The sequence below is a fragment of the Caulobacter sp. GW821-FHT12D05 genome, from assembly GCF_058807295.1.
In genome coordinates, this window is the sequence record NZ_JBXAQO010000002.1 from 525,070 (window position 1) to 550,123 (window position 25,054).

Sequence of the window (25,054 nt, forward strand, 5' to 3'; positions counted from 1 at the left end):
GCTCCGCTCCGTACCTCGTTGCTATCGGACGATCAGCCCAGGAACACGACCCGGCGACGTTCCTTGCCCTGCTGGATGCGGGCCAGCAGGTCGCGATACTCCTGAGTGGCCTGCACGTCCTTGCGCGAGCCCTCGAAATAGATCGTGTCGTCCATGTGCTTGGTCAGCATGTCGGCCGACCACTTGTGGCCGGTGAACAGCACGTCGACCGCCTTGCCGGCTACCGGGATCGAGCCGGCCACCGTGTCGATCAGGATGATGGCCACGATCTGGATGACGATCATCGGCGCGGCGCGGGCCCGCACGGCGTCCAGCACGATCAGGCCGCCGGCCCCCAGGCTGTACAGCTCGCCCGCCCCCGGAATCCAGGTCAGCAGGCCGTCCAGGCCGATGCCCAGTGGACCGATGCCGACGACGTTGTCGGAGAGCTTCTTCACCCGCTCGACATTGTTGCGGATGTTGTGCAGCTCGATGTGCGACTTCGCGAAGATCACCAGGCGGCTCCGGACACGGTAAACGCGGGCAATCTGCCTGAAGCCCGGCCGTGCAGGAAGGGCAAAGGCCCTGCTGAGCGAACGTCGTGATGATTAGTGTCGCTTTCCGGGGGAGCCCCTCGCGAATGGCGGCGTTTGCGCCTAAGTTAACCCTGTTGCGCGCCAGGATTCCCGGATGCTGATCTCGACCACGCCGTTCATCGAAGGCAATCCCGTCCGGGAGTACAAGGGCGCGATCTATGCCCAGTCGATCCTGGGCGCCAATGTCGTGCTCGATCTGCTGGCGGCGATCCGCGACTTCGTCGGCGGTCACTCCAAGTCGTACGAACGCGTCCTGGCCCGCGCCCGCGAGGACGCGATGAAGAACCTGGTCAAGGAAGCCGAGAAGCTGGGTGCCAACGCCATCCTGGCCGTCGACCTCGACTACAACACCGTCGGCCCCAACGGTTCGATGATGATGGTTTCGGTTTCCGGGACCGCCGTCGTCCTCTAGGCGCGGCGCAGCAAGCCTTCCAGCATGGCCTTGAAGGTCGGGATGGCCTTCAAGGCCGCCGCTTCCGGGTCCTTGGCATTGGCGATCCACAGCGCCGCGTCGGTCGAGGCGCCGCAGACCAGCCGCGCGCCGGCGTTGGCGTCGATATCGGCGCGCACGATCCCCTCGGCCTGCAGGTGGTCTAGATTGGCGCGGATCGTGGCGATGCAGCCGTCGGCGCTGGGCCAGGTTGACGGATCGCCCAGTATGGCGGGCGCGTCACGCAGCATGATCCGCTGGATGTCCGGCTCCAGCGCCATCTCGATATAGCCAACATTCTCGGCCACCAGGCCTTCCCAGCGCGACGGCGCGGCCGCCGCGATCGCCGACAGCCGCTCGGCCATCTCGGCGTCGATCTGCAGGACCACGGCCTCCAGCAGGCCCTTCTTGTCGCCGAAGTGGTGGTACAGCGCGCCCCGCGTCAGCCCGGCCTCGGCGGTGAAGTCGTCCATCGAAGCCTCGGCATAACCCTTCTCGCCAAAGGCCTTGCGGGCCGTGGCGATCAGCTTGGCGCGGGTCTCCGCGATCATCTCGGGGCGCGATCGGCGCGACATCATGGACCTCGGTGAAAACGATCTGGAGCGTAGTTGACATACGACGCGTATGTCACCACCTGCGATAACATACGAGGCGTATGTATGTCGTCGGAGACGTCGCGCCAACTGGAGGCGAATACCGTGTCGAACCCCTATCGCGAGATCTTCCAGGCTCCGGGCACCAAGGGCTTCGCGGCCGCCGGTTTCGCCGCGCGCCTGCCCATCGCCATGGCCCCGATCGGCATCGTCACCATGCTCTCGCAGGCCAAGGGCGGCTACTGGCTGGCCGGCGCGGTCGCGGCGACCTTCACCCTGACCAACGCCATCCTCGCGCCGCAGATCTCGCGGCTGGTCGACCGCCATGGCCAGAGCCGGCTGCTGGTTCCGGCCACCGCGATCGCCGTCGTCGCCTTCGCCCTGCTGATGCTGGCCACGCACCTGGACTGGCCCGCCTGGACGCTGTTCGGCTCTGCCCTGCTGGCCGCCGCCATGCCCAGCATGCCGGCCATGGTGCGGGCGCGCTGGACCGAGGTGTTCCGCGACACGCCGCAGCTGAACACCGCCTTCGCCTTCGAATCCGCCGCCGACGAGCTGGTCTATATCGCCGGCGCGTCGCTGTCGGTGGGTCTGAGCGTGGCGCTGTTCCCCGAGGCCGGGGTGCTGATCTCAACCCTGTTCCTGGCCGCCGGCATGACCGCCTTCGTGCTGCAGAAGGCCACCGAGCCCAAGGTCCGCGCCGTCGAAGGCGTGCCGCACCGCTCGGCCATCACCCTGCCGGCCGTCCAGATCATTACGGCCGCTCTGGTCTTCGTCGGCGCGATCTTCGCCACCGCCGAGGTCAGCACCGTGGCCCTGACCAAGGACTTGGGCCAGCCGGGCGCGGCCAGCCTGGTGATCGGCGTCTACGCCATCGGCTCGTTCGTCGTCGGGCTGATCGTCGGGGCCCTGAACCTGCGCGCGCCGCTGAACCGTCAGCTGCTGGTCGCCCTGGGCGTCCTGCTGGTCACCACGATCCCGCTGCTGGCAGCCAACAGCGTCGTCACCCTGGCCGGCGCGATCTTCCTCAGCGGCGTGGCCATCTCGCCGACCTTCATCACCGCCTTCGGCCTGGTCGAGCGTCGCGTGCCCGCCGAAGTGCTGACCGAGGGCGTGACCTGGGTGATGACGGGGATCGGCATCGGCATGGCCCTAGGCGCCTTCGTGGCCGGCTGGGTGGTCGACAGCTTTGGGGCACACAATGGCTTCTGGGTGTCGATCGTCGCGGCTAGTGCGGCCCTGGCGATCGTGGGCTTGGGTCAGCGGGTTCTAGCGCGACCGGTCTAGACCCAATCGTTCGACCACGCTGCTGGTCGACGCGCCGCGCGGGACCACGGCCCACTCGCGCGGCGCCGAGGCCTTCACCGCCACGACCGCCCCCTTGGGACAGACGTCCAGGCAGTCGACCTCGATCACCGCAGCACTCGCTTTGCGACCCTTGCCCTTGGCCCCGATCGCCTTGCGCAGCACCTTGGCCAGCTTCTGGTCGCCGTCGTCGCCGAAGCCGCCCTTCAGCTTCTTCGAGCATTTGCGGCACACCAGCACCACTTCGCTCCAGTCGGCCTTCACGCGCTTGATCGGCTTCTCGCTCATGACCTGAAGATGGGAACGGTGCTAGGAGGGCGCCATGGCTCGCAAACTCACCGCCAAAGTCGTCAAAGATCCTACCGCTGAGGCCGATCGCGCCTGGTTCGAGGCCAATCCCGAGCGGCGCTTCCGCCTGCGTGATCCCGCGCCCGTCGAGTTCAAGGATCCGCTGGGCGATCCTGGCGACGGCTTCTCGTGGCGCGTGCTGATCGCCCGTCTGCCCGACGGCGGCCGCCTGCGCCTGCCGGTCTCGCTGTCGTGGGAATTGCACAACGACCACGCCAAGGACCAGCACCTGCAGATCCTGTTCGACCAGGTCGCCCCGCCCGAGGCCAAGGCGCGCCTTTAGTCCTCGCGCACCCACAACAGGGCCAGCATCCGCCAGCCCTCGCGCGTGCGCAGTAGCAGGGCGCGATCGGCATAGGTCGCGCCGGACGCCGACTTGAACGTCCAGCTCGCCGCGCCCAGGTCGCCCCGCCCCTCTTCTGATCGCGTCTGCACCGTCTGTTTCGAAGGGTAGTTCGTCCGCGCCCGCACGGCGTAGCGCGCCTGCCAGTCGGCTACCGAGGCGGCGACCATCTGCTCGTCGTCGAGGGTGATGACCAGAGCGCGCGGCTCGACCGCTTGCGCCAACTCGGCAGGGTTCCAGCTGGCGTCGGATCTCAGCTTGAGATCTACCGCCGCCCGAACGCCATCCGGTGCCTCTTGTGCGCTGTCAGGACCGACCACCCGGCCGACGATGCGCCAACTGCACTCCAGCCGAGCCCACAGGGTGTAGTCGCGTCGCGCGGCGCCGGTTTGTGTCCACCGCGCCGTGACGATCGCCGTGCGCGGCCCCTCGCTGACGACCTGTGTCTCCAGGTCCGGCACGGGCTGGGCCGGCGCGGCTTTCCAGGCGGAACGGGTCTGGCCGACGACCTCGCCGCCCTCCATCGCATAGACGACGGTCGAGGGCTGGACGCGGGCCACGATCGCGGCGGCGTCGCCGGCGCGGAAGGCCTGCTCATAGGCGGCCATGGCGGCCGGAAGAGTCTCGCATGCGTCGATCATGACCCAACCCTAGCAGCCCCGCCCCATTCGGGAATTTCGAAGATCAAGGCCGATCGTTTCGCCAGATGGATGCTGGCGATCCCGCTGCGGATCGCGCACCTTCACCGCCATGATCCGCACCGTTCTCCTATGGGCGCTGGTGCTGGCCGTCGGCGCTTTCGGGCTGCAGTGGCTGGAGTACCGGTTCCTGGTCCGCGCCTTTTCCTGGCAGGTCTATGTCGGGCTGGTCGGCGTCGCCTTCGCGGCCAGCGGGGTCTGGATCGGCTGGAAGCTGGCGGCGCGGGCGCGGCCCGAAACCTTCTCGCGAAACGACGCGGCCCTCGCGTCGCTGGGCCTCACGGGCCAGGAGGTGAAGGTGCTGGAACGCCTGGCCGCCGGTCGCTCCAACAAGGAGATCGCCCGCGACCTGGGCCTCTCGCCCAACACCGTGAAGACCCACGTGACCAACCTCTACGGCAAGCTGGAGGTCAGTCGTCGCACTCAGGCCGTGGGCAAGGCGCGCGAGCTGGCCCTGATCCCCTGAAACCGGTCGAATTCACCCGTTCGGGTGATACCGTTCCTGGCCGCGAACCCGGCAGTCTGGCGGTGCGTCGCAGGGGGCGGCGTGGAGGAGGAACATCATGCAACGCACCATCCTGACCTACGGCCTGATCGCCGGCCCATTCATCATCCTGGGCATGATCGGCACGATGATGCTGCCCGCCCATCTGCAGAAGCACTGCCTGTGGCTGGGCTATCTGATCATGCTGATCGGACTGTCGGCGGTGCTGCTGGCGATCAAGACCCACCGCGACAAGGCGCTGGGCGGGGTCATCAAGTTCTGGCCGGCCTTCCTGATCGGCCTGGGCGTGGTCGCCGTCGCCAGTGTGGCCTACGTCGCGACTTGGGAGGTCTATCTGGCCGTCACCCACTACCGCTTCATGGACGAGTTCACGGCCCAGGCCCTGGAGGCCAAGCGCGCCGCCGGCGTCACCGGCCCGGCCTATGACAAGGCCGTCGCCGAGATGGCGCGGATGAAGGCGAACTACGCCAAGCTCTGGTACCGCCTGCCGATGACCTTCGCCGAGATCTTCCCGGTCGGCCTGCTGGTCGCCCTGGCCAGCGCCGCCCTACTGCGCAATCCGAAGTTCCTGCCGGCGCGGGCCTAGACCCGGCTGACTCGCACCGCCATCCACGGCCGGCCGGGCAGCGCCACGGTCGGCCGCTGGGGGTCGTGCAGGTAGTAGGCGTCCTTCTTGGCCATGACGAACTCGCCGTCGATGGGTGTCACCGTCATGGTCCAGGTGTCGAGCACGTCGACCTTGAAACGCTCACCACCGGTCAACTCGTCCTTGGGCAGGTCCAGCGCCCACTGGGTCGGCGTCGCCTCGCCGAGATAGCGCAAGTAGTAGGATCCGGCCTTGCCGCCCAGGTGCTGGTCCCAAGTGCGGTCGATGGGGTCCAGCCCCGGCGTCGGGCCGGCCTCCAGCACCGCCTTGAGGAAGGCCAGGCGCGGGACGCTGTGGCCGGTGAACCGGCCGCCCTTGGCCGTCCAGCGCACGCCGTCCTTGAAGACCTCGCCGTGGCCGACATAGGTCCCTGCCACCGTGCCATGCCAGAACCGCTGGACCAGGTCCTCGGCGCTCAGATCGCCCCAGCGCTTGTCCAGGTCGCCCTCGTAGCGGACCTCGTCGAAGATCACGGGCTTCCGCCAAACATCGCGATAGATCTGGGCCCGACTGTCGTCCATCACTGCCGCGCCGTGCTGGACGCTGGCGTGGCTGATCCACGGCCGGCCATAGTCGTAGAGGTCGCGCCAGTTGTGGATCGAGCACAGGCGGCCGTACGGGTCTTCGGCTTGGATCAGCTGGCCGATGCGCTCGAAGTCGGCGACCGACTTGGCCTTCACCAGGTCCCACTCGTTGGCCAGCGACCACCACACGTTCGAAAACGCCGCGAACCGCGCGACCATGTAGCGGATGTAGCGGTCGTCCCGCGCCGGCGTCATGGCGTGCCAGCCGGTCTTGTCGTCATAGGGGTGGAACAGGATCAGGTCCGCCTGGACGCCGATCTCAGCGAGGCGCCGGACGCGGTCCTCCAGCATCCGGAAATAGGCGGGGTTCGGACGGTCGTAGTCCCACCCCTCGCCGGCCTTCTCGAACGGATGGATCGGCTCGCCCGCCACGTTCGGGAAGATGCACATCCGCATCTTGTTGAACGGCGAGGCCTTCAGGGTCGCCAGGGTCTCGGCGCACAGGGCGTCGCTCTGCTGGGCCCAGGAATAGGCCGTGGTGCCGACCTGGCGATAGGGCGTGCCGTCGGCATGGGCGAAGTGGAAACCGGCGACGACCTTCAGCGGGCCGTGGTCGCGCGGCGCGATGGCGGTCACAGCGCCCGCCTGGCCGTTCAGCGCCTTGACCGGACTGGTCGTCCGCCACCGCCACAGCCCTTCCGTCGGCGGGCTGAAGCGGATCTTCCAGGTCCCGTCGCCGTCGTGGAAACCCCGAACCTTCAGGGAGGTCTTGCCGTCCGTGAAGGTCGCGGTCAGGGCGACGTCGAACGGATTGCCCCGAGCCCTCGCCTTCAGCGTGATCTCATGTACGCCCCAACGGGGGACAGTGGACGCGGCGGCCATAGCCGGGGTGGCGAGCAGGGTCAGGCCGAGGGCGGCCTCGCGACGGGTAAGCATGGCCGGGAGTTAGTCAGGCCCGACCACGATTCACAATAGTCTGAGTTAAGCCGCCTGCAGCTGCTGCTTGACGCGTTCGGCCAGGGTCTTGATGTCGATCGGCTTGGGCAGGAAGGTCACGCCCGTCTCGCCTTCCAGCAGGTCGCTGAACTCGGCCTCGGCATAGCCCGAGATGAACATCACCGGCGCGGCGCCCAGATAGACGCGGGCCTTCTTGAGCAGGGTCGGGCCGTCGATGCCGGGCATGATCACGTCGCTGATCAAGAGGTCGATCGTGCCAGCGTTCTCCTCGGCGATGATCAGGGCTTCCTCGCCGTCGGCGGCTTCCAGCACCTCGTAGCCACGGGCGCGCAGCAGGCGGGCGGCGACGCTGCGGACGGCGTCCTCGTCCTCGACGAACAAGATGCGGCCGGCGCCCGACAGGTCGCGGGCGGCGCGCGGCTTGACCGGCTCGGCCTTGGCCGCGGCCTGGGCGGCGGCGACGGCCGGCGGCGCGTCGTAGATCGGCAGGAAGATGCGGAACGCCGCGCCCTCGCCCGGACGGCTATGGACGTGGATCCAGCCATCGCTCTGCTTGACGATGCCGTAGACCGTGGCCAGGCCCAGGCCCGTGCCCTCGCCCACCGGCTTGGTGGTGAAGAACGGGTCGAAGATCTTGCCCATGACGTCGGGCGGAATGCCGGGGCCGTCGTCCGACACCTCGATGAAGGCGCAGTCGTTCTCGGCGGCCGGGAAACCCAGCTGAATGGCCTCGTCGCGGGTCAGGCGGGCGGTGCGGATGCGGACGATGCCGCCGCCCTTGGCCGCGCGCACGGCGTCGCGGGCGTTGACAGCCAGGTTCATGACCGCCGTTTCCAGCTGGCTCTTGTCGGCCCGCACCTGCGGCAGGTCGCGGCCGTAGTCGGTGATCAGCTTGACGTCTTCGCGCAGCAGGCGGCGCAGCAGGACCTCGAATTCCGAGATCAGCTCGCCCAGATCCAGCACCTCGCGCTGAACGGTCTGCTTGCGCGAGAAGGCTAGCAGCTTGCGCACCAGGTCGGCGGCGCGCACACCCGTCTGGCGGATCTCGTTCAGGCCCTCGTACGACGGGTCTCCGACCGGGTGGCGGTGCAGCAGCTCGTCCAGGCGCAGCTGGATGGCCGTCAGCAGGTTATTGAAGTCGTGGGCGACGCCGCCGGCCAGCTGGCCGATGGCCTGCATCTTCTGGGCCTGGGCCAGCTGCAGCTCGACCTGCTTTTGCTCCGAGACGTCGATCATGTAGGCCACGACGCGGCCGTCGGCGCGGTAGAGATAGAGGTGGGCGATCCGGCTGGGATCGCGGGCCAGGCGCACCTCGAACGGACCGGCGCGACCTTCGTTAAGGCGCGTCTCGGCTTCTGAGCGCGAGGCGGGGTCGATCAGGTCGCCGAACACGCCGCCGGCCTGGGCGCCGGTCATCGTCGTCAGGGCCGGGTTGGTCTCCAGAATGCGCGACTTGAAGGGCTCCATGCCCTCCAGCAGGGCCGCGCCGAACGGCGAGGCGCCGGCGAAGGCGTCCAGGGCGTTCTGCGGCGCGGCGGCGCGCTCGACCACCGGCGCGGGGATCGACAGCTCGGCCACCGGCTCGGGCACATAGATCGGGGCCAGGCGGATCAGCAGGCGGCCGCCGACCAGGCGCGAGACCTTAGCGGTGTAGTCGTTGGCGCCGGCGGTCAGCACGCCCTCGGCCAACTGGCCCTTGCGGGCTTGTACCAGGGCGGCGAACAGGCTGGAGCCCGCCGCGCCGCTGGGCAGGCGACGGCTCTCGCCCATGACGTCGCGCCAGGCGGGATTGGCCAGCAGCACGCGGCCGTCGGCGCCGGCCAGGGCGGCCGGTTCGCTCAGGGCCTCGATGAAGCCCTCGGCCTGGTCGGAATCGTCACCGCTGGCGCCCGAACCCCGAATGGCCACCAGGCCCAGCACCGCGACGCCGGCCACGCCCAGCAGCAGCAACAGGCCCGCCAGGGTGGTCGGGCCAGCCTTCAGCGCCGGGGCGGCCGAGAACGCGGCCGCGGCCACGAAAAATATAGCCGCGCCCACCAGCCACGGATCGAAGCGCCGGCGCGACGCGCCGGTCGAAGCTTTGTCCTGGAGCTGAAAATCGGCCATCGGCGGCATTGTTACCTTTGTTACGGCGAAGCAGCGACTCACCCGCAATCGGAGAAAGAATAGCCTTTCCCGAGCGGTAGGTCAGTTTTCGATGATTTGGCTTACAGAGGGCGCGCGCGGGTCGGCTGACGGGCCTGCGGCTTCTTCCCGTTCATGATGAAGCTGATGACCTTAGCGACGGCTTCGAAGTGCTCGACGGGGATCTCCTCGTCGACCTCGACACTGGCGTGCAGGGCGCGCGCCAGGGGCGGATCTTCCAGCACGGGCACGCCGTGCTCCTCGGCGATGGCGCGGATTTTCAGGGCCAGCTCGTCGACGCCCTTGGCCACGCACAGCGGCGCGGGGGTCTCGCCCGGCTCGTACTTTAGCGCCACGGCGTAGTGGGTCGGGTTCATGACCACCACGGTCGCCTTGGGCACCGCCTGCATCATCCGCTGGCGCGAGCGCTGCATCTGGATCTGGCGACGCTTGCCCTTGATGTGGGGGTCACCGTCCGACTGCTTGAACTCGTCCTTCACTTCTTGAAGGGTCATCCGCATGCGGTTCATGAAGCGCATGCGCTGGAAGAAGTAGTCGAAGGCGGCGGTGGCGACCAGGAAGATGACCACCATGATCAGCAGCTTCTTGGACAGCTTCAGCGCCTCGGGAATCAGCAGCGAGACGTCCATGCCGACCAGGTTGCGGACCTCGCCGACATTGGGCTTCAGCACCATCCAGGCGATGAAGCCGGTCACGCCGATCTTGACGATCGACTTGGCGAAGTTGACCAGGCCGTCCATGCCGAACAGCCGGCCCAGGCCCTTGAGGAGGTCCAGCTTCTGGAAGTCGGGCTTCAGCTTGTCGGGCGTCAGCATGAAGCCGGTCTGGGCGACATTGGCCACCACGCCCAACACCGAGGCCACGATCATCACCAGCACCAGCGGCGGCAGGGCGGCCATGACCGCCTGCTTCATGACCAGCATGGCGCCGCCGCTGGACAGCTCGATCGTGCCGGCGTGGGCGATGAATGGATACAGCGCGCTCATCAGGTCGCGCGTCAGCCAGCCGCCGGCGATCAGCAGCACCGAGACCGCGCCGGCCAGCGAGGCCAGCTGCGGGATGTCGGTCGACTTGACGACGTCGCCCTTGGCGCGGGCGTCCGAAAGCTTCTTGGCTGACGGCTCTTCTGTTTTCGACTCGGGATCTGAATCGTCAGCCATGCGCGCCCCCTAGCTGAAAATTCGCAGGAGTTCGGCGTAGCGGTCGGTCCAGACCATGGCGATGCCGCCCAGGGACAGCGCCAGCAGAGACAAGCCCAGGATCACGCTGAGCGGCGAGGCCACCATGAAGATCTGGAAGGCGGGCATGACCCGGCCGACCAGGCCCGTGGCGAGGTTGAAGACCAGAGAGAACACGATCACCGGCGCGGCCAGCTGGACGCCCAGGGTGAACGACTGCGCCACCGTCCTCACCGCCAGGGTCACGGCGTCATTGACCGGCACGGGACGGGTGAACGGGAACAGGGTGTAGGACTTGACGATAGCCCCGATGAACAGGTGATGCAGACCCGTGGCCATCACCAGGGTCAGGCCCATCATCGACAGGAAAGTGGCCACCGCCGTGCTCGAGCCCTGCATCGAGGGGTTCACGCTCTGGGCGAAGCTCAAGGTCGTCTGCATCGAGATGATTTCGCCGGCCGTGGTCAGCGAGGACATGAACAGGCGTAGGACCGAGCCGATCATCAGGCCGATCAGGATCTCGTGGATCACCGCGCCGACCAGGCCGCCCAGGGTGCTCGGGATCGGCGGCACGGTCGGGGCGACCAGCGGCCCCAGGATCAGCGCCATCAACAGGGCGAACGACAGGCGGATGCGCGGCGGCACCGACTGCTCGCCGATGCCGGGCATGGTCATGACCATGGCGGCCACCCGCGAGAACACGAGGGCGCCGACATAGACCTGAAATGCCGTGGCGAAGGAATCCACCGGTTCGGCCCCTGCCCTTCCCTACATGCCCGCGATGCGGGCGGCGATCTGGCGCATGAACCCGCTCATCAGCGCGCCCATCATCGGCAGGAAGATCAGCAGCGAGACGAAGATGGCGACGATCTTGGGGGCGTAGACCAGGGTCTGTTCCTGGATCTGGGTCAGGGCCTGGAACAGGCCGATGGCGACGCCGATCACCAGGCCGACGATCAGGCAGGGCGCGCAAAGCTGAAGCGTCAGCCAGATCGCGTCCCGGCCGACATCAAGAACCTCTGCGCCCGTCATGCCAAGCCTCGTGGGAATCGGCCGTACTGGCCGCGTTGTTTCGAGGCGTGAAGATGCTCGGAATATGGTTAACGGAGCGTTAGGAGTTGTTACCCGGACGGTCAGAAACGGGGGGCGCGACGAGCGGTCGCGGGGGCGTCACTTGGGTCCCCGCACCTCGACCAGGCGACCGCCTGAAAAGCGCGCCTCCACCCAGGTTAGCCGCTCGCCCGGGGTTCGGGACCAGCCATGAATCGAGATCAGCTGCTCGTTCTCTGCCTGACACGAAATGTCGAAATGGGAGAACAGCGCCACCCCGTGCAGGGCCTCGTTCCACGTCTTCAAGTCGGCCGTCCGATGTGATCGCTCTATCGCGCTGTACCGCGTGACCTTCACCCAGCCATAGCCTGCGGAAATGTTGAGCCGCACGTTGGTTCCGGGACACAGATAGTGGGCCGATAGCTCCGTGCCCTGCGGCGGACGAAGCTCGACGATGCTCATCGGAATTCGAGTGTCGGCGACCTGGGCCATTGCCAGGGCGGAAACAGCGGCGATCAGCATGCCTACGAACACCCCTCCCCCTTCATCGCCAGGTCGAACCGTGTCCTGACCGCCGCCGGGTCGCTCCAATCTAGCTTGCAACCGTGCTCACGCAGCCAATAGGCGTCCAGGATCACGCTGGACATGCTGTCGGGATGCGTGACCTGACGGGCCACGAAGAACTCGCGCAGAGGACCCCCGCGCCACAGGCCCCAGTTGTTGCGGATCCACATGCCCACGCTCATGTGCGTCAGGATCACCTGCTTGGCCGGAAGGGCAGCGAAGCGCTGCTTGGTGTCGGCGCTCCAGTGTTTGTCCAGGCAGCCCATGGCCTGGACCATGTCGGCGGGCGCGCGGGCGGCCACAGCGTCGACACTTGTCGCTTTGTCATCCCGCCCAGCGCCTAAATATCGCCTAGCGAGGTTACAACCTCAAGTTATCGCGTCAATTTTAGCTGTCCGACGAGGGGGCCCGTGAAGGCCCCCTACTCGGGATCAGCCTAGCGAATACGAATGCGCACCGGGACCTGGATGTACGAGCCAGCGCGGCTCTTGCCGTCCGGACCCAGCAGGTCGACTTGGAACTGGGAAGCCATCGACAGGGCGGCTTGGCCGACGCCGAGGTCGTTGGGGCTTTCTTCCTGCACGGTGCAGCCGGTCAGGTGGCCATCGTTCTTGACCAGGCAGTTCAGCAGGGCGACGGCGACGCGCGGCTCAGAGACCGGGGTCAGCAGCTCGGACGGGGCCTTGGCCGGAGCGGCGTTGGCGAGAGCGGCGGCGAGAGCGAGCGAAGCGATCACGAGTTCATCCCTTACTTTATCTTTTTCCGGCGGCCTCTCTGCCGCCGTGTGTCCTATTTCGGATCAGGCGGCTTGGGCCTGCTTCAGTCGTTGCAGGCCTTGTGCCGCCAGGTCGGTCAGCGAGCGCAGGCCCAGTTCCGAGAAGACGTCGAAGGCGCAGGCCAGGGCCGCGCCGGCGCGGGCCAGGCGGCCATCGTCGCGACCGGTGATCTCGACCCGGGCCTCGTACAGGCGGGCCAGGTTCATCTGGGCCACGGCCCAGCTGGCCGGGTCACGGCCGCCCGGCGCGGCGGCCAGCTCGGCCTTGAAGGCCAGTTCGGCGGCGTCCAGCACGGCCAGGTCGGCGGTCAGCTCGGCGCAGCGGGCCAGGCTGAGGGCGCGGTTGTTGGCGACCACGGCGCGCAGGGCCAGGGCCGGTTGAAGCTTCAGCACCACGGTGGCGCGGTCATAGGCCGACACCGCCTGCTCGAAGGCGCGCTCGCTGGTCGACGCCTCGCCCATCGCCTGCATGGCCGCGCCCAGCGAAGCCTGGGCCCGCGCCCAATCCATCGGGCTGTGGTCGGCGGTGAGGACCTCGACGGCGGCGCTCTGGGCCTCGACGCCGTCGGCGATGCACGACAGCTCGCCGTCCAGCTCGCCCAGCAGCACCAGGGCCTGGCCGCGCAGGCCTTCCAGCCGCGCCCAGGCCAAGGGTTCGAAATCGGGATCCAGCACGCCGGCGGCCGTCTTAGCCTCCGACACGGCCAGTTCGGCCAGAGCACGGTCCTTCAGGCGCTCGCCGCAGGCCAGGATCAATTCGATACGCGCGGCGCGCTGGTCGGCCAGCTGCAGACGGGCGTCGCCGCCCTTCACGCGCTTGGCGGCGGCCAGGGCGCGCAGCGGCGCCTCATAGGCCTGGACCGCGGCCAGGGCGCGGTCGACATTGTTCTCGGAGAGGGCCGTGCGGCCTTCAAGGCCAGCGGCCAGCGCGCCACACAGGGCGGTGCGCTGAGCAACCGGCGTGCGCGCCAGGGTCGCCGAGGCGGCGGCCACCAGGCCCTCGTCGCCGAACAGATCCGCGCCCAGCACGGCCAGCACGGCCTGCTCGCAGCGGGCGGCGGCCAGGGCGTCGTGGCGACGTTCGGTCTCGAAGATCTTCACCGCGGCTTCGGCCTGGGCAGCACCCTTTCTAAGGGCGGTGGCGTCGCCGCTGCGGCGGGCCAGTTCGCGCCAGACGACGGCGGCTTCCAGCAGACGCGCGCCGCGATCCTTGGACCCGATGCGGCCGGCGACCACGTCGGCCGAGCGCGCCTCGTTGGTCAGGAGACGAACATCCAGAAGCTCCAGCAGCGACGTGTCGCCGCCCGTGAGACCTTCACGCCATGCCCCCTTGAAACCGCCATCGGCATCGACGCCGAACAACCGCTTCAGATCCCGTCCGAACTCGAACATCGCTTCGCGCACTCCGCCTGCGGATCGTCCCACGTCGGGACAGCCCGACGGAGGTTCAACGCGTAATCAGCAAAACCGGAGCCAACGCACTTAACAAGTGGTTAACGAGTGTTTACGACGCGTTAACCATAAATATTTTCCATATTTTTACACCATGTTCCAAATTTCACCCATATTGGGCGAAGATGTAGTGAATTGGCACACTTCTTGCTTTGGCGAATACAAGCAGAGCCACGCAGCGACTTAATTTCTTAGAACTTTGTTCACTGAACTAAAAATGACGTTAACCCTAAGTTTTAAGTCCCAGTTTACCTTTCGTTCACGGGCGCCCTCCCCTCCGCCTCGCGAAACGGTCTAGAAAGCGCGGATCGTCATCGATTCCGGAGCCCCGCCATGGCCGCCGTCACCGTCTGGATTTCCAGCCTCTGCCGTACCGATCCGGGCTATGGCGGCTGGGCCTGGGTGCGCAGGATCGCGGGCGAGACCGGCGCGGCGGCGATCAAGGGCGCGGCCGGCGGCGAACGGCGGACGACCGCCGCCAGCATGAGCCTGACGGCCCTGGCCGAGGCGCTGGACGGCCTCTCGGACCTGCCCGCTGATGCGGCGGTGACCCTACGTTTCCTGGACATGGATCTGGCCGGCCAGCTGGTGGCCTCGGACGGCGCCTACGCCACGGCCGAGCCCGACGCCTGGGCCGCCGCCCGCACGGCCGTCGCCAAGCGTCCCGTTCTGGAACTGGTCCCCGCCTCGCCCAGCGATGCGGCGACGGGCTTCCTCAACGCCTGGTCGGAGTTCGGCCTAGACACCGCCAAGTCGCGCGGCAGCTTCAAGGCCGCCATCCCCAAGCCGAACCTGATGAAGTTCCCGGGCTAGCCTTCTCCAAGCCTATTTAGGGCAGCCGACGATCAGGTCCGCCGTCGCCGGATTGCAGGCGAACGGGATGTCGGCCAGCGTCGCCAGGCGGATCAGCGCCTTGACGTCGACGTCGTGCGGCTGCGGCGACAGCGGATCGACGAAGAAGATCAGCACATCCAGCCGCCCCTCGGCGATCATCGCCCCCAGCTGCTGGTCGCCGCCCAGCGGCCCGCTCTTCAGTCGCACCAGGTTGAGATGCGGCAAAGCCTCCAGGATCCGCCCACCGGTGGTGCCGGTCGCGAACAGCGCCTTGTCCTTCAAGAAGTCGGCGTGGGCCAGAGACCACGCGACCAGCGCCGCCTTCTTGTCGTCGTGGGCCACAAGGCCGATGGCGAGGGGGGCGGTCATAGGAACTCACAGCAAGCTAAGGGCGTAACCGCCGGTCAAGCACACCTCGAACACGTGCTTGGCAACAACAACAACCCATGGTTAAGATCAGGCGGCATCGCGGGGGCGAAGCATGACAGCCTACCTGCTGACAGCAGCCGAGATCAAATTGGCGGACGCGGTGGCGACCGCCGAGACCTGCGATCTCTCGCGCGATCGGTCCCGGACGATCCGGCCGGAAATGCTGCGCCGGTTGCTGTTTTCCCTGCCCGTCGCGCGCGCCGCCAATGCCCAGCCTGAAGTCGTGACGCTGACCGCCGCCGGCGTCCATCTGATCGGCGCCATCATCAAGGAACCCAGGCACGAGTTGAACCTGCGCAACGCGGCGGCGCCCGAGGGGTGTCCATTGCCGCCGCTGTTGCTGGAGCACTGCCTCATCCCGCGACCGATCCGCCTGGCTGGCGGCCGGCTGCGGCGGCTGTCGTTGCAGAACAGTCGGATCACGCATCTGGACGCGCCTGGCATCTGCGTGGAGGGCGATCTCGACATCTCGGGCGTCACATCCGCCGGGACCGTCAAAGGGTGCCACGATAAGGGCCTGTGCTGGGTCGAACTGCATGGCGCCAGGATCAGCGGCAGCGTCGTGGCGGCGGACAGCGAGTTCGTCGCGCCGATTGGGCGCAAACTGCGCGGCGCGCGCCCCTTCCGATACGCGCTGGACCTGAAGGTGGCGCATGTCGGCAATCGTGTCGTCCTGTCCCCGAACTTCAAGGCCTATGGCGGCGTCCAGGTCAGTGTGGTCGGCGCCGACGTATGCGCCGATGGCGCCTATCTGATCCACGAAGAGGACGACGCCTTCGTCGCTCAAGGCGCAAACATCGGCGGCTCCCTCTTGCTGCGCGCCCTGGACCGGAAGGGCGCGGCCACCGCGCCGTTCATCAGTGACGGCAATATCTGGCTGAGGGGCGCGCGCATCGGCTCGACCTTCGACATGACCGGCGCGCAGTTAAACGCCGCGCTTGTGGCCACGCATATCAATGTCGCCCACAGCATCCTGTTCAGCCCATATCAAGGCCTCCTGGGCGGAAAAGAGCATACCTTCTGCTTCCAGGCCTCGAAGCTGCTCAAGTTCGTGAACGGCTACACCGGCGGCGACTTCGATCTCAAAAGCGCACAGTTGGGTGGCGGCTTGCTGGCCGTGGGCCTGCATATCGGCGGCGATGCCCATCTAAAAGCCAGCACGGCCGACACCCCCCTAGGCAAGGCCATCCAGCCCTTCACCTCGAACAGCGATGTCAAACTGAGAGGCGTGAAGATCGCTCGCGACCTCCTCATGGACGGCGCGGTGATCGAGGAAGAACTGGACGTGCAGCAGGCCGAGATCGGCGGCAAGTTCGTGATCGCGCCGTTCAAGTCGTCGAAGGCCCGCGTCGCCAAAGACGTCCTGCTGGCCGGCATAAAGGTCAGCCGCAGCCTGATCATCGAGGCCGATCTCGGTAAGGACCTTCTCCTCGACCACGCCGAGATCGATGACAGCCTCGTCCTGGATGTCGTCGCCCTCCCCGCTCCGCCGCCAGCCAACAACCCGAACGCGCCATCGGTCAGTCCGTCGAGCGCTCAGACAGCCAGCGCCCCACCGCAGAAGCCGACGATACGACTTTGCGGAACCCGAACTGCGGAACTCAGCGACCGTGACGGCAAGGGTGTGTTGGACTTCGCCCTGAAGATGGAGGGCTTCCAGTACAACCGCCTGGTCGACTCCGAGACCCCGCCCAGCAAGGTGCGATGGGTGGTGCGGTTCAAGAATTGGCTGGACGACCTGGGACCCAAGTGGGTCGCCTACCTTCTCAGCACGATCCTCTTCATCACGGGATGCGTCGGCAAGGTGCTGGAGCGACCGTGGGCGATCCCCGTGCTTGCCCTTTGGGCACTACTCCTAGGTCTGGTGGCGCTGCGCGACCATCCATTCTCGCGCCCAATGACTAATCGCCGGCTGAAATGGCTGGCGCAGCAACCGGATGTCGACAGCACCGGCCAGGTTGTCTTTCGCCCCGAGCCCTATGAGCGGCTAACGCGGTATCTGCGCTCCCAGGGCCTCTACGAGGACGCCAAGATCGTCACCCGCAAGCGGCTGGACATCGAGCGCCGCCTGACGACGTCCGCCATTCTGAAGCCGTTCACCTGGTTCTATGGTCGGCTGTTCGACTACGGGATGACGCCGCTCTGGGCGCTGGGCATGTTCTGCGTATTCGTCGGCGCCGGTTCGGTTGGGGCCTACTACGCCGATCGAGGCTTCGATCCATTCTACGTGCCCAAGCCCTTGCAACAGTCGTGGATGCAGAAGATCGAACCAGTGCTGGTGATCGATGCTGAGCCCGTAACGCCGGTGGCCAAGGGCAAGAAGGTCGCGTTCATGCGCCAGCACGACTCGATCGAAGACGAGTTGTTTTGCGACGGTGAGATCGAGCCGTGGATCTACGCTCTCGACGTGTTCGTGCCCGCCCTGGACCTGCACCAGGAAAGCCGCTGCACGGTGACTTCGAAGGACACAGGCCAAATCTGGCGGCTGTTGCTGACGCTCTATTCCGTCGCCGGCTGGATCATCACGTCCTTGACCGTGCTGACCATCTCCGGCGTGCTCCGCCGTCACGCCGAGGGCTAGTTCACCGTCGACGCACGCCCCGTCGCCCGCTATCTGCGCCCCATGAGCGAAACCGAAATCGACGGCCGCCTGCTGCAGCGCTGGCTGCGCACCGACGGGGCCGAGCCTGACCTGCTAGTCGGCTGCGCCCTGGACGATGGCGAGTGCGACGAGCCGCTGGCGATCACTCAGGTCGACCTGGAGCGCCAGGCGATCGTCTGCGGCCGCGTCCGCATCCCGTTCGCCCGCCTCGTCGACTGCCTGCTGGTCGCGCCGCCCGAGCATCCGGCCGTGACGGCGGTCCGGGCCTGCGTCTCGCCGCAGGAGAAGCTGCACCAGCAGATGAAAACCGAACTGGGCGAGGAATATCCCCGCCCCTTCGCCTCGGTCGAAGACCTGGAGGCCGTGCACGCCGCCGAGATGGCGCGCCGCGCCGGCAAGCTGCCCGAGCGCGCTCTGCGGGGGCCGTGGGTGCGGGCGCTGAAGCGCAACGAGCTCTATCGCCAAGGCGCGCAGCTGGCCCAGTCCTGGCGCGAGCTGGCCAACGGCCTTGGCGCGCCGTGGTCGGACATCGCCCTGCACCTGGCGTGGTTCCAGCGCCATGCCGGTCACCCGAACCGGGCGATCGAGACGGCGCGCGACTTCTGGGCGTCGAAGGCCGTCGCGTCCCAGACCGAGATCGCCATGCTGGCCACGGTCGAGGCCGCGTCGTGGATCGATCGTTTCGAGCGCAAGGGCGGCGCGCCGCCGGACCTGATCGAGGCCCGCCGCGCGGCCGCCAAGGCCTATGCCATCAACACGACCGACCCCGAGATCAAGGCCGTCTATCAGCGCCTGCAGGCGATCGCGGACGGCCCTGATGACAGTCGGCGAGGCCGCTAGGCGCGTTCCTTGGTCCGCTCGAAGCGCACCTTCGGATAACGTTCGGCGACATAGCCGATTTCCCAGGACGACTTGCCCAGGAACACCGGCTGTTCGTCGATGTCCTGGCCCATGGCCGACCTGTGCTTGTTGACGAAGTCCTCGACGTCAACGCGGTCGCCGCCCAGCCAGCGAGCCTCGGCATAGGGGCTGGCCTCGAAGATGCAGTCCAGCTGGTACTCGTTGGCCAGGCGGTCGGCCATGACCTCGAACTGCAGCTGGCCGACGGCCCCGACGATGAAGTCGCTGCCGATCATCGGACGGAAAAGCTGGGTGACGCCCTCTTCGGCCAGGCCTTCCAGCGCCTTCTTCAGGTGCTTGGCCTTCAGCGGATCCTTCACGCGCACGCGGCGCAGGATTTCCGGCGCGAAGTTGGGCAGGCCGGCGAAGCGCAGGGTCCCGGTCTCGGACAGGCTGTCGCCCACCCGCAGGACGCCGTGGTTTGGGATGCCGATCACGTCGCCGGCGAAGGCGTCCTCGGCCAGTTCGCGGTCGCTGGCGAAGAACATGATCGGCGCGTTGACGCTCATGGCCTTGCCGGTGTTCTGGGCTTTCAGTTTCATGCCGCGCGTGAAGCGGCCGCTGGTCAGGCGCAGGAAGGCGATCCGGTCGCGGTGGTTGGGGTCCATGTTCGCCTGGACCTTGAACACAAAGCCCGAGACCTCGTTGTCGCCGGGCGCGACATGGGTGTCGACGCCGGCCTTGTTGACCTTGGCCGGATGCGGCGGCGGGGCATAGGCGCCGATGCCGGCCAGCAGTTCCGACACGCCGAAGTGGCGCAGGGCCGAGCCGAAGAACACCGGCGTCATGTGGCCTTCCAGGAAGCTCTGGACGTCGAACGGTTTGCCGGCCTCGGTGACCAGCATGGCGTTGTCTTCCAGCTCGGCCTTTTCCTCGGGGTCCAGGTACTGGACCACTGCGTTGCCCTTGAAGGCGATCGGGTCGGGATGGCCCTCCTCGTCGGTCGAGCTCTTCTTGGCGTAGGGGATGAACTTGTCGGCGCGCAGGTCCAGCATGCCCTTGAAGCGGCCGCCCGAGCCGGCCGGCCAGTACAGCGGCGCCGGGTCCAGGGCCAGCTTGGACGACACCTCGTCCAGCAGCTCGAACGGGTCCTGGGCCTCGCGGTCCATCTTGTTGATGAAGGTGATGATCGGGATGTCGCGCAGGCGGCACACCTCGAACAGCTTCAGGGTCTGGGGCTCGATGCCCTTGGCGGCGTCCAGCACCATGATCGCCGCGTCGGCGGCCGTCAGGGTGCGGTAGGTGTCTTCCGAGAAGTCTTCGTGGCCCGGGGTGTCCAGCAGGTTGAACATCAGGCCGTCGTGGTCGAACGTCATCACCGAGGCGCTGACCGAGATCCCGCGCTCGCGCTCGATCTTCATCCAGTCCGACTGGGTGCGGCGGGTCTGGCCACGCGCCCGCACCGCGCCGGCGGCCCGGATCGCCCCGCCGGCCAGCAGCAGGTTTTCCGTCAGGGTCGTCTTGCCGGCGTCGGGATGGCTGATGATGGCGAAGGTGCGCCGACGGGCGGCTTCAGCGGCGGGGGACTTGCTCATGGTCCGGGGGTTACCCCTTCGCCAGCGATTTAGGAAGGGGCGGCGATCCCATCTAGCATCGCCTGGGCCGCCTTGGCGCTGGCGCCGCCATGCGGGCTGTTGGCCAAAATCGTCAGCAGCGCGGTCGCTTCGGCCTTCTTGCCGCGGATGATCAGGGCCCGCGCGGTCTCCAGGCGGATGTCAGCGACCTGCGGCGCCAGCTTGTACGACATCAACAGCGCCTGCAGCGCGTTGTCGGACGGATAACGCGGGTCCAGCGCCCGGCTGCGGGCGAAGGCGAACAGCGTCTGGTAGCGGGTAGGGTCCAGTTGGAAGGCGCGCACCAGCAGACCGCCGGCCTCGTCATACAGAGCCTGGCGCTTGGCGGGATCCGCGTCGCCGGCCTTCATCCGCTGCTGGGCATCCAGCATCAGGGCGTCGACGTCGTTGGGATTTGCCGCCAGGCGCTTCTTCAAGATCTCCGCGCCAACCGCCGGATCACCCAGCACGATCTCGGCGCGCGCCAGGGCCAGGTCGGCGAAGGCGTCGCCGGCATAGCGGGGCGCCTTGGCGCGGATCGTGGCGAGCACATCCGCCTTGGCGCTGTCGGGCACGCCCGTCCGCACGTCCAGGTCCTCCAGCATCAACTCGGCCGACGGCGGCATCGCGGTCATCTTGACCTCGGCCTTGGCGCGCTTGGAGCGGTCGATCTCGCGATAGTGGCTGGCGCCCGCGTAGTAGAAGCGCATGGCCTTGTCCAAGGCCTGCGGCGTCAGGCCGGTGGCCTTGGTCATGGCGTCGACCGACTTCTCGCCCTTGGCCATGGCGGCGATATAGGCCTCCAGCTGCGGGGCGCGGGCGGGCTCGGCGTAGAAGTAGTGGGCCAGCAGCCAGGCCTGGGCGTAGAACGCCATCCGCTTAGCCTCGGGGATGTCGCTGACCCGCTCGCTCAGCACGTCCGTCCACGGCAACCACTTCTCGTTGGTCAGGCTGTATTGCCGCTGCGCGTTCGGCTTGCCGACGTCGGCGCTGCGATCCTTGATGTCGGCCGTCATCAGATACTCGGCGTAACCCTCGACGAACCAGGCCGGATAGGTCGACGGGAAATGCCGCAGCATCAGATAGTGCACGTACTCGTGCTGCATGATCGTCTGGTCGTCGGCCCGCAGGCCGATCGCGAAGGTCTCCTCCGGCGACGCCGAATAGAAACCCGCCGTCCCCGACGAGATCTCCGGCGACACGCGGCGCAGGTCGGCCAGACCGCCCGACACCAGATAGACCTTCAGCTTGCTCCCGTCGGCCGGCGACTCCAGGCCATAGAGCGTCCAGAACAGGTCGTCGAACGCCTCGAGGTTCTCGGCCGCCTTGCGCAGGGCCGTCGTGTCGCCGTTGCCATAGACCACGAAGTGATTGGTTTCGGCCTTGGACCACTTCTCGGCCAAGGCAGGGCTGCTCATGACCGCCAGCAGCGAAAGGGCGCCGGCCGCCATGCCGACGCAACGAGAAAACCGCACGAAATCCCCCGACACAAACAGTCCCGTAAGCTTAGCGGATCTCCGCCCTCAACTGAAGCTTGCGCGGTCAGCTCTTCTTGTCGGCGGCCGGCTTGTCTTCCGGCAGCGCCTTCAACAGAGCCTGGGCCGCCTCGGCTTCCGGACCGCCGTGGGGGCTGCCGGCCAGGGGCGTCAGCACCGTACGGGCGGTGTCGTATTCCTTGAACTGGACCAGCGCCCGGCCCGCGTCCAGGCGCAGGTGGCCGACCTGGGGCGCCAGCGTCATGGCCCGCACCCGGACGTTGACCATGTTGTCGTTCAGCGGTTCCAGCTGCTTGGCCTCGGCATAGCCGTGCAGCACGCGCGGATCGTCGGGCTCGATCTTGAAGGCGCGGGCGAACAGCTTGCCCGCCTCGCCCAGGATCTCCTTGCGATGATCCTTGTCGGCGTCGGCGGCCATCAAGCGGCTTTCGCCCAGCACGACCAGGGCGTCCTTGTCCTTGGTATCCTCGGCCAACAGCGCGTTGAGGATCGCCTCCCCCGCCGCGCGGTCGCCGAACTGGGTCTCGGCCTGGGCCCGCACCAGTCGGGCGAAGCGGTCGGTCGGGTAGCGGGCGGCGGCGGAACGGATCGACGCCAGCACGCCGGCCCGGTCGTCCTTGCCCACGCCCAGCTTCAGCCGCTGATAGTCCAGCAGCAGCGCGTCGGCCGAGGGCGGCAGGCTGGTCACGGTCATCTGGGCTTCGGCCGGCGTGACGCGCGGCAGCGCCCCAGCCGGCAGCGGGCGGTCCAGATACGACTTCAGCGCGTTGCGCAGGCCGTCCATGTCCTGGCCATAGACCTTCTGCCAGGCCTCGGTCGGCTTCTGGCCCGTGCGCACCGCCTCCAGGAACGGGCTCAGCTTCTTGCGACGCTCGGGGTCCGACAGGATGTAGTGGGTCAGCAGCCAGGCCTGGGCGTAGTAGCTGTTGGTTTCCCACTTGCCGAACTCGCTGGGACGCTTGGTCAGCAGGTCGGCCATCGAGACCCAGCTGGAGCCCGGCGCCACCAGGCTATAGGCCCGCCCCTTGTTGTAGCCGCCCACGACGAAGCGGTTCCAGCCCAGGTCGGTGGTCATGTAGTACTCGGCATAACCCTCGACGAGCCAGGCCGGATAGGCGCTGGGATAGTAGCGCAGCATGAAGTGGTGCACGTACTCGTGCATGACCGTGTCGTCGCCGCGGTTCGGGTCGTTGTCGTCGGACACGCCGTCGCGGATGGCGATGGTGAACACCTCGGTCGTCGCGGGGATGTAGACGCCTTGCGTCCCCTCGCGGGCCCAGGGCAGGACGCGACGCAACTGGCCCAGGTCCGAGACCAGATAGACCGGCAGCTTGATCGGCGGCGCGTCCTCCGGGGGCTGCTTGTGCAGCCGGCGCAGGACGGAGTCGAAGTCCTCCAGCATCGAGGCGTACTGGCGCACCGCCTTCTCGCTGCGGCCATAGACCACAAAGTGCTCGGTCTCGGCCCGTCGCCATTCGGCGCTGGCCGTGGCGGGCGCCAGCAAGGCCAGGCCCAGCAGCGCGGCCGACAGTTTCCGGATCATTGGCCAGAGTCCTTGGGATTGCTCTCGCTGGACGGCGCTTCGCTGCCGATCTTCTGCAACAGGGCCTTGGCCTGCTTGGCCGTCTTGCCGCCGTGCGGGCTGTTGGCCACCGGCTTGAGCAACGCAGCGGCCTCGCCGTTCTGGCCACGCGCGATCAGGGCCTCGGCCTCGGTAATGGTGATGTCGGGCACCTGCGGCGCCAGTTCATGAGCCCGATCCAGCACGTTCAGGACGTTGTCGCTGGGATATTTCGGGTCCAGCCTGCGGCTGAGCGCGTACCCGTACAGCGTCTGGAAGCGATCGGGGTCCAGCTTGAAGGCCTGGCCCATCTTCAGGCCCGCCTCCTTGTACAGCGTCTCGCGGCGGGCGGCGTCGCGGTCGCCAATGGCCATGCGGCCCAGCCCCGCCAGCTCGAAGCCTTCGGGGTCGTCAGGGTGCTCGGCCGTATAGGCGTCGACCAGCTTCAGGCCCTGCTCGCGATCGCCATAGGTCAGCTCGGCGCGCGCCAGGGTCAGGCGGGCCAGCGGCGCGTCGGGATAACGCTCGGCTCCGCGCCGGGCCTGGGTCAGCAGCCCCTGCCCCCAGGCCTTCATCTCTTCCTTGTACTCGGCGATCCGCTTGGCCGTCGCGCCGGGGGCGTCCTCGTCGACCTCTTCATCGGCGCCGAACAGGCCGGCCCGGCGCAGGCCCTGGCTGACCAGCAGCAGATCGTCGGCGGCCGGCGGCATCGGCGACAGCTTGATCTGCGGCGTCGGGAAGTTGCTGACAGTGTAGTCGGTGAACTTCAGCGCGCCCATCATGTAGCCGCGCAGCTCGACCTGCAGCTTGCCCGGCGACATGCCCGTGATCTCGGTCATGGCCTTGATCGGATCGGCCCCGCCGCCGACGGCCTTCATATAGGCCTGCAGCTGTTGGTACCGCGCCGGATCGCTCATGAAGTAGTGCGTCAGCAGCCAGGCCTGGGCGTAGAACATGAAGGGCTCGCTGCCCGACAGTTCGAACGGCCGCTTGCTCAGCAGCTTTTCCATCGAGACCCACGGGCCGTTGCGCAGGTTCTCGCCGCGCATGGCATTGCGGCCGACCTGGATCTTGGTGTCGTCCATCACCGCGCTGCCGAAGTACTCGGCATAGCCCTCGGTCAGCCAGGCCGGATAGCCGTAGGGGAAGTAGCGCAGCATGAAGTGGTGCACGTATTCGTGCTGGATGACGTGATCGCTTTCCTTCTGGCGCCAGGCCACGGCGAAGACGTCGTTGGGGCTGGGCACGTAGAAGCCCGCGACACCCTCTCCCAACCCCGGGATCACGGTCTCGAACCCCGTGCGGGAGACCACCAGATAGATCGGCAGCTTGCGCACCGCGTCGCCGTCCAGCGGCATGCCGTGCAGGTAGCGCAGCAGGCCGTCATAGCGCTCCAGCTTGACGACATAGTCCTTCAGCTGGGTCGAGGTGACGTCGCCATAGACGGTGAAGTGCGGGCTCTCGGCGCGGGTCCAGCGGCCTTTGGCCTCTTGCGCCCAGGCATTGCCCGTCAGCGCGGTCGCCGCCAACAGGCCAACCACCGCCGCCACGCTCTTGCGCCCTATCATGCGCGTACCCCTCAGCCCGCAAT

26 protein-coding genes are annotated in these 25,054 nt (G+C 67.4%); 8 read left to right on the top strand and 18 right to left on the bottom strand.

The window, feature by feature from the left end; genetic code table 11:
- Positions 1-32: 32 nt before the first annotated feature.
- Positions 33-497 (bottom strand): DUF4112 domain-containing protein, encoded by a 465-nt coding sequence (locus AC1RRR_RS09975; protein ID WP_291874416.1) that lies wholly within the window; start codon positions 495-497, stop codon positions 33-35.
- A gap of 172 nt (positions 498-669) precedes the next feature.
- On the opposite strand from AC1RRR_RS09975, the gene AC1RRR_RS09980 reads away from it, so the two are divergent.
- Entirely contained in the window at positions 670-987 is a 318-nt protein-coding gene (locus tag AC1RRR_RS09980; protein ID WP_291873847.1) for a YbjQ family protein, read from the top strand.
- On the opposite strand, the gene AC1RRR_RS09985 is transcribed toward AC1RRR_RS09980, so the two are convergent.
- A complete protein-coding gene (locus AC1RRR_RS09985) occupies positions 984-1,580 on the bottom strand; it encodes a TetR/AcrR family transcriptional regulator (RefSeq protein ID WP_492812651.1) in 597 nt (198 codons plus the stop codon). The two genes, AC1RRR_RS09980 and AC1RRR_RS09985, sit on opposite strands and share 4 nt — an antisense overlap.
- Positions 1,581-1,664: 84 nt before the next feature.
- Here AC1RRR_RS09985 and AC1RRR_RS09990 point away from each other — a divergent pair, with 84 nt between their 5' ends.
- Positions 1,665-2,885 (top strand): MFS transporter, encoded by a 1,221-nt coding sequence (locus tag AC1RRR_RS09990; RefSeq protein WP_492812653.1) that lies wholly within the window; start codon positions 1,665-1,667, stop codon positions 2,883-2,885.
- Here the strand turns inward: AC1RRR_RS09990 and AC1RRR_RS09995 are convergent.
- Positions 2,868-3,191 (bottom strand): (2Fe-2S) ferredoxin domain-containing protein, encoded by a 324-nt coding sequence (locus AC1RRR_RS09995; protein WP_492812655.1) that lies wholly within the window; start codon positions 3,189-3,191, stop codon positions 2,868-2,870. The genes AC1RRR_RS09990 and AC1RRR_RS09995 overlap by 18 nt on opposite strands.
- 34 nt (positions 3,192-3,225) lie before the next feature.
- Here AC1RRR_RS09995 and AC1RRR_RS10000 point away from each other — a divergent pair, with 34 nt between their 5' ends.
- Positions 3,226-3,534 (top strand): hypothetical protein, encoded by a 309-nt coding sequence (locus tag AC1RRR_RS10000; protein ID WP_492812657.1) that lies wholly within the window; start codon positions 3,226-3,228, stop codon positions 3,532-3,534.
- Here the strand turns inward: AC1RRR_RS10000 and AC1RRR_RS10005 are convergent.
- Positions 3,531-4,235: a nuclear transport factor 2 family protein gene (locus AC1RRR_RS10005; RefSeq protein WP_492812659.1), complete on the bottom strand. Its 705-nt coding sequence runs from the start codon at positions 4,233-4,235 to the stop codon at positions 3,531-3,533. The two genes, AC1RRR_RS10000 and AC1RRR_RS10005, sit on opposite strands and share 4 nt — an antisense overlap.
- A gap of 109 nt (positions 4,236-4,344) precedes the next feature.
- On the opposite strand from AC1RRR_RS10005, the gene AC1RRR_RS10010 reads away from it, so the two are divergent.
- Together AC1RRR_RS10010 and AC1RRR_RS10015 are read left to right on the top strand one after the other, a co-directional pair.
- The gene (locus tag AC1RRR_RS10010; RefSeq protein ID WP_492812660.1) at positions 4,345-4,758 is read left to right on the top strand and encodes a helix-turn-helix transcriptional regulator; all 414 of its coding nucleotides are present in this window, start codon (positions 4,345-4,347) and stop codon (positions 4,756-4,758) included.
- A gap of 97 nt (positions 4,759-4,855) precedes the next feature.
- A complete protein-coding gene (locus tag AC1RRR_RS10015) occupies positions 4,856-5,383 on the top strand; it encodes a DUF4199 domain-containing protein (RefSeq protein WP_492812662.1) in 528 nt (175 codons plus the stop codon).
- Here the strand turns inward: AC1RRR_RS10015 and AC1RRR_RS10020 are convergent.
- From AC1RRR_RS10020 to AC1RRR_RS10060, 9 genes are all read right to left on the bottom strand, one after another.
- Positions 5,380-6,903: a DUF5605 domain-containing protein gene (locus AC1RRR_RS10020; protein ID WP_492812664.1), complete on the bottom strand. Its 1,524-nt coding sequence runs from the start codon at positions 6,901-6,903 to the stop codon at positions 5,380-5,382. The two genes, AC1RRR_RS10015 and AC1RRR_RS10020, sit on opposite strands and share 4 nt — an antisense overlap.
- A 45-nt stretch (positions 6,904-6,948) precedes the next feature.
- Complete coding sequence (gene cckA / locus AC1RRR_RS10025; protein ID WP_492812665.1) at positions 6,949-9,030, bottom strand: cell cycle histidine kinase CckA; 2,082 nt, start codon at positions 9,028-9,030, stop codon at positions 6,949-6,951.
- A gap of 101 nt (positions 9,031-9,131) precedes the next feature.
- Positions 9,132-10,229, bottom strand: coding sequence for a flagellar biosynthesis protein FlhB (gene flhB / locus AC1RRR_RS10030; protein WP_492812667.1), 1,098 nt, complete (start codon positions 10,227-10,229; stop codon positions 9,132-9,134).
- 9 nt (positions 10,230-10,238) lie between these two features.
- Positions 10,239-10,994: a flagellar biosynthetic protein FliR gene (fliR, locus tag AC1RRR_RS10035; protein WP_492812669.1), complete on the bottom strand. Its 756-nt coding sequence runs from the start codon at positions 10,992-10,994 to the stop codon at positions 10,239-10,241.
- A gap of 21 nt (positions 10,995-11,015) precedes the next feature.
- A complete protein-coding gene (fliQ, locus tag AC1RRR_RS10040) occupies positions 11,016-11,279 on the bottom strand; it encodes a flagellar biosynthesis protein FliQ (protein ID WP_099580251.1) in 264 nt (87 codons plus the stop codon).
- A gap of 138 nt (positions 11,280-11,417) precedes the next feature.
- On the bottom strand, positions 11,418-11,819 hold the full coding sequence (locus tag AC1RRR_RS10045) for a hypothetical protein (RefSeq protein WP_492812671.1): 402 nt from the start codon (positions 11,817-11,819) through the stop codon (positions 11,418-11,420).
- Between the two features lie 2 nt (positions 11,820-11,821).
- Complete coding sequence (locus tag AC1RRR_RS10050) at positions 11,822-12,163, bottom strand: DUF6794 domain-containing protein (protein WP_492812673.1); 342 nt, start codon at positions 12,161-12,163, stop codon at positions 11,822-11,824.
- Positions 12,164-12,297: 134 nt separating this feature from the next.
- Complete coding sequence (locus AC1RRR_RS10055; RefSeq protein ID WP_291873807.1) at positions 12,298-12,597, bottom strand: energy transducer TonB; 300 nt, start codon at positions 12,595-12,597, stop codon at positions 12,298-12,300.
- A gap of 63 nt (positions 12,598-12,660) precedes the next feature.
- Positions 12,661-14,040: a hypothetical protein gene (locus AC1RRR_RS10060; protein ID WP_492812675.1), complete on the bottom strand. Its 1,380-nt coding sequence runs from the start codon at positions 14,038-14,040 to the stop codon at positions 12,661-12,663.
- 381 nt (positions 14,041-14,421) lie between these two features.
- Here AC1RRR_RS10060 and AC1RRR_RS10065 point away from each other — a divergent pair, with 381 nt between their 5' ends.
- Positions 14,422-14,901, top strand: coding sequence for a ribonuclease H family protein (locus tag AC1RRR_RS10065; protein ID WP_492812677.1), 480 nt, complete (start codon positions 14,422-14,424; stop codon positions 14,899-14,901).
- A 12-nt stretch (positions 14,902-14,913) separates the two neighbouring features.
- On the opposite strand, the gene AC1RRR_RS10070 is transcribed toward AC1RRR_RS10065, so the two are convergent.
- On the bottom strand, positions 14,914-15,291 hold the full coding sequence (locus tag AC1RRR_RS10070; protein ID WP_492812678.1) for a methylglyoxal synthase: 378 nt from the start codon (positions 15,289-15,291) through the stop codon (positions 14,914-14,916).
- 112 nt (positions 15,292-15,403) lie between these two features.
- Between AC1RRR_RS10070 and AC1RRR_RS10075 the strand changes: the two genes are divergently transcribed.
- Both AC1RRR_RS10075 and AC1RRR_RS10080 read left to right on the top strand, forming a co-directional pair.
- On the top strand, positions 15,404-17,932 hold the full coding sequence (locus AC1RRR_RS10075) for a hypothetical protein (RefSeq protein WP_492812680.1): 2,529 nt from the start codon (positions 15,404-15,406) through the stop codon (positions 17,930-17,932).
- A 42-nt stretch (positions 17,933-17,974) separates the two neighbouring features.
- The gene (locus AC1RRR_RS10080) at positions 17,975-18,793 is read left to right on the top strand and encodes a hypothetical protein (RefSeq protein WP_492812681.1); all 819 of its coding nucleotides are present in this window, start codon (positions 17,975-17,977) and stop codon (positions 18,791-18,793) included.
- Here AC1RRR_RS10080 and AC1RRR_RS10085 read toward each other — a convergent pair.
- The 4 genes from AC1RRR_RS10085 to AC1RRR_RS10100 all read right to left on the bottom strand — a co-directional run bounded on the left by AC1RRR_RS10085 (position 18,790) and on the right by AC1RRR_RS10100 (position 25,031).
- Entirely contained in the window at positions 18,790-20,388 is a 1,599-nt protein-coding gene (locus AC1RRR_RS10085; RefSeq protein WP_492812683.1) for a peptide chain release factor 3, read from the bottom strand. The genes AC1RRR_RS10080 and AC1RRR_RS10085 overlap by 4 nt on opposite strands.
- A 29-nt stretch (positions 20,389-20,417) precedes the next feature.
- Positions 20,418-21,881 (bottom strand): tetratricopeptide repeat protein, encoded by a 1,464-nt coding sequence (locus AC1RRR_RS10090; RefSeq protein WP_492812685.1) that lies wholly within the window; start codon positions 21,879-21,881, stop codon positions 20,418-20,420.
- A gap of 67 nt (positions 21,882-21,948) precedes the next feature.
- Positions 21,949-23,445 carry a DUF1570 domain-containing protein gene (locus AC1RRR_RS10095; protein ID WP_492812687.1) on the bottom strand — a complete coding sequence of 499 codons (1,497 nt, stop codon included), beginning with the start codon at positions 23,443-23,445 and terminating at the stop codon, positions 21,949-21,951.
- The gene (locus AC1RRR_RS10100; RefSeq protein ID WP_492812688.1) at positions 23,442-25,031 is read right to left on the bottom strand and encodes a tetratricopeptide repeat protein; all 1,590 of its coding nucleotides are present in this window, start codon (positions 25,029-25,031) and stop codon (positions 23,442-23,444) included. Before AC1RRR_RS10100 ends, AC1RRR_RS10095 begins: the two co-directional genes overlap by 4 nt.
- Positions 25,032-25,054 lie beyond the last annotated feature (23 nt).

Bases quoted from the DNA above. Each gene is read 5' to 3' on its own strand.
- AC1RRR_RS10065 (WP_492812677.1), top strand. From the start codon at position 14,422: ATGGCCGCCGTCACCGTCTGGATTTCCAGCCTCTGCCGTACCGATCCG.
- AC1RRR_RS09985 (WP_492812651.1), bottom strand. From the start codon at position 1,580: ATGTCGCGCCGATCGCGCCCCGAGATGATCGCGGAGACCCGCGCCAAG.
- AC1RRR_RS10045 (WP_492812671.1), bottom strand. From the start codon at position 11,819: ATGCTGATCGCCGCTGTTTCCGCCCTGGCAATGGCCCAGGTCGCCGAC.
- AC1RRR_RS10015 (WP_492812662.1), top strand. From the start codon at position 4,856: ATGCAACGCACCATCCTGACCTACGGCCTGATCGCCGGCCCATTCATC.
- AC1RRR_RS10095 (WP_492812687.1), bottom strand. From the start codon at position 23,445: ATGATCCGGAAACTGTCGGCCGCGCTGCTGGGCCTGGCCTTGCTGGCG.
- AC1RRR_RS10020 (WP_492812664.1), bottom strand. From the start codon at position 6,903: ATGCTTACCCGTCGCGAGGCCGCCCTCGGCCTGACCCTGCTCGCCACC.
- cckA (WP_492812665.1), bottom strand. From the start codon at position 9,030: ATGGCCGATTTTCAGCTCCAGGACAAAGCTTCGACCGGCGCGTCGCGC.
- AC1RRR_RS10080 (WP_492812681.1), top strand. From the start codon at position 17,975: ATGAGCGAAACCGAAATCGACGGCCGCCTGCTGCAGCGCTGGCTGCGC.
- AC1RRR_RS10085 (WP_492812683.1), bottom strand. From the start codon at position 20,388: ATGAGCAAGTCCCCCGCCGCTGAAGCCGCCCGTCGGCGCACCTTCGCC.
- fliQ (WP_099580251.1), bottom strand. From the start codon at position 11,279: ATGACGGGCGCAGAGGTTCTTGATGTCGGCCGGGACGCGATCTGGCTG.
- AC1RRR_RS09995 (WP_492812655.1), bottom strand. From the start codon at position 3,191: ATGAGCGAGAAGCCGATCAAGCGCGTGAAGGCCGACTGGAGCGAAGTG.
- AC1RRR_RS10005 (WP_492812659.1), bottom strand. From the start codon at position 4,235: ATGATCGACGCATGCGAGACTCTTCCGGCCGCCATGGCCGCCTATGAG.
- AC1RRR_RS10100 (WP_492812688.1), bottom strand. From the start codon at position 25,031: ATGATAGGGCGCAAGAGCGTGGCGGCGGTGGTTGGCCTGTTGGCGGCG.
- AC1RRR_RS09990 (WP_492812653.1), top strand. From the start codon at position 1,665: ATGTCGTCGGAGACGTCGCGCCAACTGGAGGCGAATACCGTGTCGAAC.
- flhB (WP_492812667.1), bottom strand. From the start codon at position 10,229: ATGGCTGACGATTCAGATCCCGAGTCGAAAACAGAAGAGCCGTCAGCC.
- AC1RRR_RS10075 (WP_492812680.1), top strand. From the start codon at position 15,404: ATGACAGCCTACCTGCTGACAGCAGCCGAGATCAAATTGGCGGACGCG.
- AC1RRR_RS10010 (WP_492812660.1), top strand. From the start codon at position 4,345: ATGATCCGCACCGTTCTCCTATGGGCGCTGGTGCTGGCCGTCGGCGCT.
- AC1RRR_RS10000 (WP_492812657.1), top strand. From the start codon at position 3,226: ATGGCTCGCAAACTCACCGCCAAAGTCGTCAAAGATCCTACCGCTGAG.
- AC1RRR_RS10070 (WP_492812678.1), bottom strand. From the start codon at position 15,291: ATGACCGCCCCCCTCGCCATCGGCCTTGTGGCCCACGACGACAAGAAG.
- AC1RRR_RS09980 (WP_291873847.1), top strand. From the start codon at position 670: ATGCTGATCTCGACCACGCCGTTCATCGAAGGCAATCCCGTCCGGGAG.